The sequence below is a fragment of the Flavobacterium sp. CSZ genome, from assembly GCF_015350725.1.
GTDB lineage: Bacteria > Bacteroidota > Bacteroidia > Flavobacteriales > Flavobacteriaceae > Flavobacterium.
Map to the genome: position 1 here is coordinate 72,853 of NZ_JADKPQ010000013.1, position 13,074 is coordinate 85,926.

Annotated in this window: 11 protein-coding genes; 4 read left to right on the forward strand and 7 right to left on the reverse strand. The window is 34.4% G+C overall.

Annotated elements, in window-relative coordinates; translation table 11 throughout:
• Nucleotides 1-7: 7 nt before the first annotated feature.
• The 7 genes from IRZ78_RS15685 to IRZ78_RS15715 form a co-directional block, all read right to left on the reverse strand.
• Complete coding sequence (locus tag IRZ78_RS15685) at nt 8-2,419, reverse strand: outer membrane beta-barrel family protein (protein ID WP_194617436.1); 2,412 nt, start codon at nt 2,417-2,419, stop codon at nt 8-10.
• A gap of 10 nt (nt 2,420-2,429) precedes the next feature.
• Nucleotides 2,430-2,858, reverse strand: coding sequence for a PepSY-like domain-containing protein (locus IRZ78_RS15690; protein ID WP_194617437.1), 429 nt, complete (start codon nt 2,856-2,858; stop codon nt 2,430-2,432).
• A gap of 76 nt (nt 2,859-2,934) precedes the next feature.
• Nucleotides 2,935-4,200, reverse strand: coding sequence for a HAMP domain-containing sensor histidine kinase (locus tag IRZ78_RS15695; protein ID WP_194617438.1), 1,266 nt, complete (start codon nt 4,198-4,200; stop codon nt 2,935-2,937).
• Complete coding sequence (locus IRZ78_RS15700; RefSeq protein ID WP_194617439.1) at nt 4,193-4,870, reverse strand: response regulator transcription factor; 678 nt, start codon at nt 4,868-4,870, stop codon at nt 4,193-4,195. Before IRZ78_RS15700 ends, IRZ78_RS15695 begins: the two co-directional genes overlap by 8 nt.
• A 177-nt stretch (nt 4,871-5,047) precedes the next feature.
• Nucleotides 5,048-6,568 carry a phosphoethanolamine--lipid A transferase EptA gene (gene eptA, locus IRZ78_RS15705; protein WP_194617440.1) on the reverse strand — a complete coding sequence of 507 codons (1,521 nt, stop codon included), beginning with the start codon at nt 6,566-6,568 and terminating at the stop codon, nt 5,048-5,050.
• Nucleotides 6,555-7,442: a phosphatase PAP2 family protein gene (locus IRZ78_RS15710; protein WP_194617441.1), complete on the reverse strand. Its 888-nt coding sequence runs from the start codon at nt 7,440-7,442 to the stop codon at nt 6,555-6,557. Before IRZ78_RS15710 ends, eptA begins: the two co-directional genes overlap by 14 nt.
• Nucleotides 7,443-9,013: 1,571 nt before the next feature.
• Nucleotides 9,014-9,364: a helix-turn-helix domain-containing protein gene (locus IRZ78_RS15715; protein WP_194617442.1), complete on the reverse strand. Its 351-nt coding sequence runs from the start codon at nt 9,362-9,364 to the stop codon at nt 9,014-9,016.
• A 99-nt stretch (nt 9,365-9,463) separates the two neighbouring features.
• Between IRZ78_RS15715 and IRZ78_RS15720 the strand changes: the two genes are divergently transcribed.
• From IRZ78_RS15720 to IRZ78_RS15735, 4 genes are all read left to right on the forward strand, one after another.
• The gene (locus IRZ78_RS15720) at nt 9,464-10,219 is read left to right on the forward strand and encodes an NAD(P)-binding domain-containing protein (RefSeq protein WP_194617443.1); all 756 of its coding nucleotides are present in this window, start codon (nt 9,464-9,466) and stop codon (nt 10,217-10,219) included.
• Nucleotides 10,220-10,389: 170 nt separating this feature from the next.
• Nucleotides 10,390-11,208 carry an SDR family NAD(P)-dependent oxidoreductase gene (locus tag IRZ78_RS15725; RefSeq protein ID WP_194617444.1) on the forward strand — a complete coding sequence of 273 codons (819 nt, stop codon included), beginning with the start codon at nt 10,390-10,392 and terminating at the stop codon, nt 11,206-11,208.
• A gap of 59 nt (nt 11,209-11,267) precedes the next feature.
• The gene (locus tag IRZ78_RS15730; protein ID WP_194617445.1) at nt 11,268-12,164 is read left to right on the forward strand and encodes a helix-turn-helix transcriptional regulator; all 897 of its coding nucleotides are present in this window, start codon (nt 11,268-11,270) and stop codon (nt 12,162-12,164) included.
• A 128-nt stretch (nt 12,165-12,292) separates the two neighbouring features.
• Nucleotides 12,293-12,973, forward strand: coding sequence for an NAD(P)-binding domain-containing protein (locus IRZ78_RS15735; protein WP_194617446.1), 681 nt, complete (start codon nt 12,293-12,295; stop codon nt 12,971-12,973).
• Nucleotides 12,974-13,074 lie beyond the last annotated feature (101 nt).

Sequence of the window (13,074 nt, forward strand, 5' to 3'; positions counted from 1 at the left end):
GGAAAAATTAAAATTTGAAACTATACCCAAATCTAATTACCTGTGTTTCGTAGTAATCTTTACTGATGTAGCTAAAACCTTCTGATTTTATTTTTTTTTGTAAGACTAATGTATTAAAAATATCTGTGGCATTTAGAAAAACTTCTCCTTTTCCTTTTTGAACTGTTTTTTTGAGGCCAAGATCGACAGAGAATCTGGAACCTACTTTGCCTTGTGGAATAATATCAGGAGCCAAATAAATTGCCGAAACCTGACCTTTAAGTGTTTTGCTTAATTGTAATGTATTGTTCCATTTTAAATTTCCCGAAACCATCTGTTGGCGTTCTCCGTAATAGGTACTTGGAACAGGATATAAGTTTGTTACAGTAAAGGCATCAATTGTATTTTGGTACAAATTTCCATTGACATTAAAAGAATACCATGAAGTAACTTCTTTAGAAAATACTGCTTCAACTCCTGTTGATGTACTTTCATCTGCATTTTGAAATACATTATAAATAAGCGTACTTCGCGGAACTGTTGTTGCAATTCGTGCGATTGTTCCGTTTATGATCCTGTAATATACAACCGCAGTAAAATAGCCTTTGGTCAGTGTCTTTTTATAACCAACTTCAAAAGCACTTGTAAATTGTGGACGAAGCGCAGGGTTTCCAACTTTTATGATTTCGGCGTCATCGTATTTAGGAAATATACGAATATCAACCTCGCTGGGCCTATCAACTCTTCTGTTGTAAAAAGCGGTAAGTTTATCTTTTTCATTTATTTTATATCCAAATCGTACACTAGGAAATGGTTCTGTATAACTATAACCATCACTTTTATAAGTAGGATGATTTGGGTTTACATCATATTGCAGTTTTACATATTCGAGGCGAAGTCCTATTTCTGCTTCGATTTTATTGGTCTCAAAAATATAATTCGAATAGAGTGCCGGTATGATTTCTTTATAATTGGCCCATCCACCCGCATTGGCATCAATAGGAGAGTTTTGTCCTGGAAAAAACTGCATATTTGTCGGGATTTCCCTGTTTCTGAATTTGAAACCTGTTTCAAAACGCCCGTATTTTAAAGGCTGAATATAATCAAGATTTATGTCGATTACTTTTTCATCAGACAACAGTTTAAAAGAATCCTGTCCGGTAAATGTTGGCAAAATATTGGTAAAGAAATATTTTTCATCTTCACGGTGATACGTGTAATTTATTCCTGCGTTTAATTTATGTCCGGCTTCTTTAAATTTATGTTCATAAGAAGCACTTGCCATAACGGTCGTTTTAAGCTCATCTTCCAGAAATTGCCATAAACGAAGTCTTTGCGAATAATCCTGATTAAAGAAAGGTTCGTCTCCGTTATCGATAATTTTTTCACTTCCAAAAAGTCCTGAAAAAGCAAAGGTATTATTCTCGTTATAATTCCAGTCGATTCCACTTTTTAGCGTTGTAAAATGTGTATTACGATTTCTAACTGTTTGTTGATTGATAATGGTTCCGTCATCATAAGTACGCGTTACAAATTCGTTTTTGTTGAGTGTTTCCGTATAAAGATAATCAGCCTGAACGTATGCGTTTATTTTGTTCTTGCGATAATTCAGCGAAAGTGATGGATTGATTTTTGGCGTTACCTGATATTGCGGACGAATGGTTGGTAAATTGGCTTTGCGTTCCCAAAGTGCTCCATATCCGGAACTGATTCCCACTTTACCGTTAAAACCTTCTTGTTTGTTTTTCTTGTAAATGATATTGATGATTCCGGCATTGCCGTTGGCATCGAATTTAGAAGACGGATTGTTGATGATTTCGATTTTTTCAATCGCAGAAGCCGGAATATTATCCAGTCCGGATTGGTTTCCAAAACCGGTCAGAGCCGTTTGTTTACCATCAATAAGCACCATTACCTTGTCGTTGCTTCTTAGTTGTACTTTTCCGTCGTTTAAGGTTACGCCCGGAAGATTTTGCATGGATTGCAGTACAGAACCACCGCTTTGAGTGATATTATCGGCTACTGAGAATACTTTTTTATCCATTTTGGCGCTCATTTCGGGAGATTTAGAAGTTACAATAACTTCCTCCAGAGCGTTGATATCTTCTTCGATTTCAATGGTATTCAGATCTAAGAAATCTGAAAGTGTACCCACAAATACTTTTTGAGTGTTTATTTTATAGCCTATAGTAGTTATTTCTAAAATATAATTTCCGGATGGAACTGCTACGAGCTTAAAACGCCCGTCTTCGGAGGTTACAGTTCCAAAAAGAAATTTCTGGTCCTTGGCTGATTTTAAGGCTACATTAACGTAGGGAAGGATAATTTTTGAAGTTTTGTCTTTAACTTGTCCTGAGATTGTTGCTGAATTGTTTTGTGCCGATATATTGAAAATTGTGAATACAATAAACGATAACACTAGAATTATCTTTAATTTCATTTTAATGGTTTTAGTCTGCTATGCTTTTAATATATGTTCCTTGTTTGTCAAAAATGAGGTCAATTGACGTGACCTGCGCTTCAAACGTAATGATGCCATAAGCATCAATTATTTTTGCAGCGTCTTTAATTTTTTTGTTTGGGTAAGTGGTATTGATATAAGCCAAGGCGTTTGCAGGTAGCTTATTTACGTCTATTTCCTCTTCGGTTTCCAGGATAGTGCCTTCAGGATCAAGAACCATAGCGTGTTCTTTATCTTTAATTGTAAAAGAGGCCTCATAACTTCCTTTTTCTTTTTCCCATTTTACATTGATTTGATCGGGATAAGAAATAAGAAAAGTTGATTTTACAATAGTAGGAACCTCTTTCTCGCTTAGATTTTGCGCGATGGCAAAGCAAGAAAAAAGCAACGCTAAAAATGTTAGAATTGAATTTTTCATAAGTACTAAATTTTTATGATTGATAAAAAATTATAGTACAAAGTTGAAAAGTGATTCTGTAGGAAGTTTGAATTTTCTAGAATTTGACGCTAAAACGGTGCAATTCGTTATTAAAAGAATAGTTTATTTGCCAATGATTGAGTTCGGTAATTTTTTTAATGATCGCCAATCCAAGTCCATTTCCCTGAGAAGACGGATTTGTTTTAGAGAAACGATTAAAAAGTTTATCGATTATTAGTGGTGTTTTTTGTCCTGTATTTAAAAACGCCAATTCGTTGTCAAGAGTAGTGATAATGATACATCCATTTTTTTCATTGTGACGAATGGCATTCAAAAACAAATTATTGATCAAAACTTCTGTTAAAGCCGGATTTCCTGTAATGCTTAATGTGGTTGTAAATTCGGTTATAATGGTAAGATTTTTAGCGCTGGCTTGTTCCGTAAAAAAGTCCAGATGCTTTTTGATATAATCATTAAGAACGATAGTGCTTTTTTCCAGATAACTTTCGTTGTCAATTTTAGAAAGTAATAATAAGTTTTTATTGAGTCTGTTCAGTCTTGAAACATCACTATTAAGCGAAGAAATAAGAATAGATTGTTCCTGGTTTAAATCCATTTGCGCCAATGTATCAATTTTGGTCTGGAACAAGGCTAAAGGAGTCTGAAGTTCATGTGCAGCGTTCTCTACAAATTCCCTCTGGCTTTTATATATGGCAGTGTTTTTTTCAATTAATCTTTCAAGACTTTTGTTAAGCCTGTCGAACTCATCAATATCAGTAGGGATAAAATGTGGTGCTTTATTTTTATCAATCTCAAAATCCTCAATCTGGTTCAGTGTATTGTAAAACGGACTCCAGATTTTTGCAGCTGTGGCTTTGGATATCCAGATAATGCCGATCAGCAGCATAATGATTATAAAGAGAAACATTCCGGCGATACTAAATACCATTCCTTCCATTTCCAGAAGATTTATTCTTTCGGTATATGTATATTTTTTACCGTTGATGTTTACCGGAGCATAAAGTACGCGAAACGGTTCTTTTTCGGCAGCAATAGAATCGTAGATCATTTTACCTACAATAGAATCTTTGGTCACGCCCATATCAGCAACGATCATAACTTCGTGATTGTACTTGTTCCAGGCTTTAATGTCTTGTTCTGTAAAATGTTTACGGCTTTCTTTTATAAAGGCGCCTTTATGAAAATGTAATACTTCATCAGTTTCATAAATATAAAGCCACTGACTTATATAATAAAATAGGGGAGCTGATATTAAAAGTATTATAACAGCAAATAATAAAAAGCTGTTGGTTGTTTTTTGAAGTAGTTTTTTGTTATTCATTTTCCCATTTGTATCCTAGACCGTATACTGTTTTGATATAATCACCGCTGCCCGCCTGATGTAGTTTCTTTTTTAGATTTTTGATATGCGCATAAATAAAATCGTGGTTGTCCAGCATATCGGCCATGTCGCCAGATAAGTGTTCGGCAATAGCAGATTTGGAAAGTACTTTGTTTTCGTTGCCCATTAGAAAAAGAAGCAGATCGAGTTCTTTTTTGGTAAGATCAAGTTTTATATCATTTACGGTGACTGATTTTGAAAAGATTTCAATGACGATTTCATTAAAAGTAATACTGTTGCTTCCTTTAAAATTCTTGCGTCTGATAAGCGCCTGCATACGAACCAGAAGTTCCGCCAGGTGAAAGGGCTTGGTGAGGTAATCGTCTGCTCCAAGGTTAAAGCCTTGGAGACGGGTTTCTAATGTTTCTTTTGCCGATACTACAATTACGCCATCCGTTTTATTCTTTCTTTTTAATTCTCTCAGAATATCAAAACCATCACCATCAGGCAGCATCAGATCCAGTAAAATACAGTCATAATCGTAGGATTCAATTTTACTCAAAGCCAAATCGTAACGTTCGGCAGTTTCACACTGAATGCCGTTTGTTTTAAAATAATTTTTAATACTTTGAGCAATTTCCTGCTCATCTTCTACAATTAAAATTTTCATGAGCCAAATTTAGTTCTGAATTTTGAAGAAAAACTGAATATAGGAACACTATTCTGTTTTTATAATTCTCCTCAAAATGCACTTTTGATAAATCTAATATAGTGAATTCAGAGAAGAAATATATAGTTTTCAATTTCATATGCTCGGACTGATATAATTCTTTTAAGAAAATATGCCTTATTTAAAAATGTTCATTTTCTCATCATAAATAGGACTTTCTATATTTAAAAAATTCAAAACACTATGAAAGACATTACCCTGAGTCAATGTTTTATTGGACTTAAGTTGTTTTGAGCCATCAGATACCCAAACTATAAAAGGAATCTCGTATTGTTCTTTAGGTGCAATACTCAAAGGCAATCCATGCATATACAGGTTTTTTTCTCCTAAGGATTCTCCGTGATCTGATACAAAAATCATGGTACTCTTATATTCTTTTAATTCTTTTAGATCTTCAATAACCTGAGATAGTATATAATCGGTATAAACAATTGTATTATCATAAGCATTAATAAGCTCTGTTTGAGAACATTTTCCTAATTCGACACTATTACAAACAGGTTTGAAAGTCTCAAATTGCGGTGGATATTTTTTGCTGTAAGTAGGTCCGTGACTTGTACTGGTATGTAGTATGATCAATATTTTGTTTTTTGTACTGGCTAAAATTTGTTCTTTTAATCCCGTCAAAAGAATCTCATCATAGTTACAATCTGCACCTTTACAATTTGGCATTAATGCAGCCCGGTTTTTATAATTTTTAATATGAACGGGAGGCTCTCCCCAGTTTGAAGTTCGCCAGACAACTTCTACATTATTTCGGTATAAATAATTAGGCAAAATTTCATATAAATCATCTGTATTGGTATGTTCTAAGATACCTTTTACACCTGCAGTTGTGTAAGTAGCGCAGGAAGTACCATCAAAATGAAATAAATTAGGAACTTTAGAAAGCAGCGGATTTGTGTTTTTCTTGTATCCATACAAAGAAAAATTCTCGCTTCTTGCAGATTCTCCAATAACTAAAACGACAACAGATTTTTGATTGTCTTTTATTACAGCATTAGGAAGTAAAATTTCCTTCTCGTTTTTTTTGAATTTATGAATGTAAAAAAGAGACGTATTAACAGAGTAGGACCAAGGCATGGCAAGCCCGCCTAATGTTTTTGAATTTTTATCGATCCAAAGCCAATTACTAGCATTAGCAAATACCAATGTCAGAATAAATAAAAGAGTAAGCGAAGTAGTGATTAAAAACTGCTTCAATGTCACATTTATTATTTTGACCTTATAGATATAAATACTTGGAATTATGCCAAGGAAAACGATGTATAGTATTAGTCTTATGGAGAAAAAACTGCTGGACTCTTCATAATTTGTATTCAGTACATTACCAATCATACTTTCGTCAATAATAACGCTATAAGTATTGACAAAATAAACGGCAAGAGCATTGATAATAAAGGTTATGATCAACAAAATTTTTCCAACGAAACGCGAGAGAAAAAAAATCAGGTAAAAAACAAAAGCATTTAAAACCAATGTTAAAATAACTAAACTGATAACCAGAATTACACCATTGAAGCTTTTATAGTCTAAATGATTAAAAACAAAGCTGTAAAATGGAAAATAAAAGAACAAAAAATTAAGGGCACTCATCAGCAAAGCAAAATGAGTTATTTTTAGATTATTTTTTAACATAAATAGTTGTTATTTTGTATAATGATACCAATAAACTCGTTAGTGAGAAATAATATATTATTAAGTTTTCATTAATTGTTCTGCCAATTGTTAAAACGCTAAAAACGAGTAATAATAAAATAAAGAACGGATAGTATTTTTTATTGCCAATCCAGTTTAAAATTTTATACTTTCTGCTGATAAAAATACCACAAAGTGCTGATATATACCCAATAATACAGCCAATAATAACATCAAGCGGATAATGTGCTCCAACGCCAATTCTGCTGGATGCAAAAATCAATCCTCCAATGATAGTCGAAAAAATCCATATAAATTTATGGCTTCTTTTTTTTGGCATCAGCGCAAACAAAAGAACCGTAAGCATTGTAAAAATTACGGTAGAATGTCCTGATGGTAAACTGTTATTTCCGCATAAAGTTTTTCCAACAATAACAAAACTATTATTATTAAACATTACAGCCGGTCTTGGTACGGCAAACATTTTTTTTAGTGAGCACGATATAGACGAAACCAGCAAAGCCAATAGTAAGGATTCCCATATTTTAGGAGCGTATACGATAAATAGAGATAAGAATGATAAAAAAATTACAGCATCTCCAAACTGCGTAAGATTATATTCAAAACTTGGAAATTGCGACAATTTTGAATTAAGAAATAAAAAACTATTCTTTTGAATTTCTACATATCCATTAGCAGATAAAGCATTGTGATAATAAAGAAATAAAACAATTGAGGTTAACAATAACAGTGGTAGAAAAAACAAAGAAAGCGTGAGCTTTGAATAGTTATCAATAACATTGATATTTATTTTTTTGATTTCAGCTTCATCGGGACAAACTGATTCTAAAGAAAGAGCATAAGGAATTTCCATACTTTGGAGGTTAAGTTGAACGTTTTTTGCTGGATTGCATATGTAAAATTGAATAGTTGTTTTTTCGGCCTGGGATAGGGAAATGATTCCTTATTTTGGACGAAAGTCTAACCCAATTCTGAATTTATTCTGAATTAAAATTTTCTTTTAAAATTTATTAAATTGGTGTGTTAAGTATTTATTTCCAAAGGGATAGAAGAGCTTCTATAATTGTTAAGTCAATATCAATAATGCGTTAAATATCGTGATAAAACTTAAAGAGTGAAAAGGGAATTGGGCCTTGAAAAACTTTTAAAATTTGGATGCTCATGTGACCTTAACTTATATTAAAATGTTCGAAAACAATATTACTGTACTGTCGGACTGTTCTGGAGTTTAAAGAAATGCTGAAGTAGATTAGCTAAAATAGAATTCGATACTTTCAAATTGAAATTTTGCAGAAAACGCAAGCCTTATTGGGGATCGAAAAAGTGGCATTATAAGAAGTGGAGTACCTGAAATAATAAAATGGATTTGAAGTCGTATTTTATGAGTTTGTATTTCAGGCATTGGTGAGTGAAAGCAGCTTTCCCTGTGAGTCTGCTGTTGTTGAATTTCAGAGGCCAGTGCCGATCATAATTGATGTCGATCACAAAAATTCAATTTAAATCCGCATACTTAAACTAAATAGTATTTAATAATTTTTATATTTGATAGGAAATACCAACACATATTATTTTAAATTACCGGCAATGGAAAAGGGTATGAAGCTAAAGGTTTGAAAAGAACTCGACGGCAAACAGCAGTCAAATATCATTAAATTAAAAGGCAGTTTAATCTCTAAGGGCTACACGGAAATCATACACATTTTGGATCAGGACCAAGAGTTCCATATCAACTCATTTGAGATTGAGTGCGGGACTGACAGTGAAGTGCGTGAATTTATAACAGCATTTATTGCCAGGGAGCAGCTTGAGGATAGTATCTCTATTTCAGTTAATTATTTGTCTGCTTAATTTTAATTAAGATTTAAAAAAGTATAAAAAAGCGTCCTTTTCATTGAAAGGGGCGCTTTTTGATTTTATAGGTGATAGTAAAATAGCAATGGGAGGATATTTAATATTATTTTTTAGGAGCTCTTCCCGCTATACGTTTCAATCTTTTGTGCCGAACCCCGGCACAAAAGGATTTCCACTGCTATCGAGGCTAGGGCTCGTGAGGAGCCCTGTTTTGCCTTGGAGAACTGATACTCGAATCCAATTGTTTAACCTTTGATTGGTAGTAAATTAGATATAGATAGTGTTTAATGTATTGCTTTAGATATTTCTTTGTTCTTGTATGATTCGAATAAATGAAACGAATACAAAAAATGACATAATATAATTAATTATAACTTTTTTGAATAAAAAATGGCGCCCATTGTTGCAATGGTGCCATTTGGTTGTAGTGCCCCATAGAGGACAAATTACGCACTATTTTATGGAGGATTTAAAGAGATTGGCTTACTATGTTTAGTGTTTGTCTTTTAATGGCTTTATAAATTTGGTTTGGATGTTCTGTTGGGGATTTATGCAATTTAAACTTTTGACGAATTAACTTTCCTGAAAAATTTTCTTCTTGTGGTTTAATCCCCAATCTTTCATAGCATAAATAATTGGTGTTAAAGTATCGGCATAGGGTTCCAGGCGATACGTTACTTTGACCGGATAATCGTTTGTTATGACTCTTTTGATCAATTGGTGCTGCTCAAGTTCCTTAAGTTCTTTAGAAAGAACTTTTGGTGTTAGTCCAGGAATACTTTCCTGAATTTCTGTAAATCGGCTATTGCCTACACCAACTGAAATAATAATGGATAATTTCCACTTCCCATTAATTACTTCTAGCGTGTCCCGCACTGGTTTAACGGTATTTAGACACTCACAGTAAGGTTTTTTTTTCGACATAATAAAATTTTTATGTTGCTTTCCTTTGGGAAAGGACTATACAAAGTAAAGTGTTTTTAGTCTAATTTTGCAAACATAATCTCTTTAAAGTTTTAAATTATGAAAATAGGAATAATAGGTACCGGCGCAATAGGAGGTACGATCGCAAAAAAGATGTTAGTATCGGGTCACAGTGTGAAAGTCAATAATTCAGGTGATGCTGAAAAATTAAAAGCCCGTGCTGAAGAATTAGGTGTCTCAGCCGCAACTCTAAATGATGTTGTAAGAGATGTAGATATCATCATTTTATCAGTTCCAACAATAGCCATCCCAACTTTGCCTAAAGATTTATTTGCAAACGTTCCTGAAAATGTAATTGTGGTGGATACCTCGAATTACTATCCTTTTCGTGATGCCGATATTGATGAAATCAAAAACGGAAAAGTAGAAAGTGTTTGGGTCTCTGAGCAATTGGAAAGACCTGTAATAAAAGCCTTCAATAACTTATTGGCAGAAACATTAGCAAATGGAGAAAAAGAATCCGGTGCTCAAAACAGAATAGCAATGGCTATTGCAGGTGATGATAAAGAGGCAAAAAAAATAATTGCAGGATTAATTAATGATGCTGGTTTTGATGCAGTTGACTCTGGAGATCTTTCTGAATCATGGAGACATCAGCCAGGAACGCCAGCTTATTGTACTGAACTTACTGCAGAAGAATTAAAACAGGCACTTTTTGATGCTGTAAAAGAAGAAGCACCTTTGTTAAGAGATAAGACTATTATTGATCTTTCAACGCTGCCATCTTATCCTTCTCATCAGGATGTAGTAAAATATAATAGAGGCTTGTTTAAAAAAAATCCTAAATCTCTTTAAAGAAAACTGATTGTAAAAGTAGATCTTGCTTCTAACGAGATAAGAACTATTTTCAAGATCTTTTGGCTTATAAACAAATCGTTAAAATGTTTCATTATTGCCTACTTTTGTATCACAATCACTACTACTAATAAGCAGAACTTTGTCATTATAATATTAAAATTAAAATAATGGCAAAAACAATTTTTATAACAGGTGCATCCCGAGGATTCGGGAGGATTTGGACAGAAGCATTTTTAAAACGTGGCGATAATGTCGTTGCAACGGTTCGTAATCCTGAAACATTAAAAGAACTGACCAAAGAGTTTTCCTCAAATCTGTTGGTGCTAAAACTTGATGTTACTGACAAAAGCGAAAGTTTTAAAGCAATTGCAGCTGCAAAAAAGCATTTTGGAAAGATCGACGTATTGATAAACAATGCCGGCTTTGGTCACATTGGGGCTGTAGAGGAACTGAATGAAAAAGACGTTAGGGCACAATTCGAAACCAATGTACTGGGTTCATTGTGGACTATTCAGGCTATTTTGCCTATTATGCGTCAGCAAAATTCAGGACAAATTATTCAGCTTTCAAGTGCTTTGGGTTTGAATACCGTTTCATTAATGGGATTATACAGTGCATCCAAGTTTGCAGTTGAAGGCCTTATCGAAACTTTGGCCGGCGAAGTAAATGGATTTGGTATTAAAACCACGATATTAGAACCAGGTGGTTTCTCTACAGATTTTTTCGGTACTACTTCTCTCGCATTGAGCGAATCAATAACGGCTTACAATGACATTAGAAAAGATTTTTATGAGCACGCTAATGAGCAGGATTCCGGTAATCCAGCAGCTACAGTTACAGCAATATTAAGTCTGGTAGATGCTGATAATCCCCCATTAAGATTGTTGTTAGGAAAAACTACATATCCTTGGGTAAAACATACCTATGAAGAACGCCTGAAAACATGGGAATCATGGCAGGATGTTTCTGTGGCAGCACACGGTTAATAGAAATTTAAAATTGTAAGAATCCGAATTTACTAATTCTATTTTAAAAATTGACGACAATGAAACATTTCAATAAAATCAGCGATCTTCATGAAGCTCTTGGTATAAAAACTCCTGAAAGTCCTCTTTTTAGTGCGGCTTATGGTGAACGTGGCAAATGTGACGCTGCTAATGTTCTTGAATTTTCTTCAGACTTTTACATCATCGGATTTAAAAAATTAAAATCCGGCAGCATGCATTACGGAAAAACAAAATACGACCATGACCTTGGTTCAATGTCGTTTGTAAAGCCCCTGCAGAAAGTGGTTTTTAAAAATGTTCAACTGGAAGAAAAGGGATTCCTGATTATTATTCATGAAGATTTTTTACCGGGAACATCACTTTATAACGAAATCAGGAAATATGGTTATTTTGATTATGAGGTCAATGAGGCATTGCATCTTTCACCTGCAGAAGAGGATATCATCTGGAATTTGTATTTCAGCATTGAAAAAGAATACCATAATAATACTGACGAGCTAAGCAAAGCTATTATTGTAAGCCATCTGGATTCGATGCTTAAATATGCACAGCGTTTTTATAAAAGACAGTTTATTAACCGTAAGGAGCTGACGGGCTCTACAGTCACTAAGTTTAATACGTTACTGGCTGCTAACCTCGAAGAAAGAAAAACTAAAAACGTGGGATTGCCAACAGTATCCCTAATGGCAGAGAAGCTGCATATATCTTCCCGCTATTTAACCGATTTGCTAAAGCAGGAAACAGGAAAGACGGCTTTGGAGCTCATTCATCTTTTTTTAATCGCTGAGGCAAAAAATCTGTTGAAAGAAGGCGAACTTAACGTAACTGAAATTTCGCATTTGCTTGGCTTTGAAAATGTAACCTACTTTTCCCGCCTTTTCAAAAAGGAAGTAGGCAGCACGCCAAACGAATTCAAAGGCAGCAGCTTAAATTAACAGATACACATCTTATAAAACACCACGGAAAGCCTTTCTGTATTTTATCCTAAACCTTGGACGAAATACAGAGTGCTCCCGTGTGATTAAAGAATAATAACAAAACAACAGATAAATTTAAATATATTATGGAAATAGGAATAATAGGATCCGGCTACGTTGGAAGTACACTTGCCGGACATTTGACTGCCTTGGGGCATAAAGTAATAATTGCAAATTCACGAGGGCCGGAATCATTAGCAGAAGTCGCTAAAAAAACTGGTGCAACGCCTGTGACCGTAGAACATGCGGCATCTGCTAAAGACATCGTAATAGTTGCTGTACCTCCTACGGCAATGGAAAAACTTCCGGTTGAAATCTTGTCCACATCACAGGCTATTATCATCGATACCGGTAATTACTATCCTGCCCGTGACGGAGAGAATTTGAATCTCAAGGATGGATTAACAGACAGTGAATGGGCTGCAAAAGTGTTAGGCCACCCTGTTATCAAAGCTTTCAACAATATTCTTTCAACAAGTCTGGCTTCAAAATCAAAACCTGAAGGAAGCCCTGACCGAATAGCTTTATCTGTTGCAGGTGATAAGGAAGAACATAAACAGATTGTTCAGGCACTTATTAACGAAATGGGCTTTGATGCTATTGATGGTGGATCGCTTTCCGGATCATGGAGACAGCAGCCCGGTACTCCCGCCTATTGTCACGATCTCGATAAGGAAGCCTTAGCAGTGGCATTACACGAAGCTGAAGTAAGCAAGCGTGCTCAATATCTTGAAATGGCTGACGAAGCAATTCGTCCGTTTTTATAGCATTGGGTTTAGAATATCTTAGCACTAATCAGACTGGTTATTATTAAAATATTCTCTATCAATATGTTGCAACAAGGTGATTTAGGTATTGGGATCTTCTC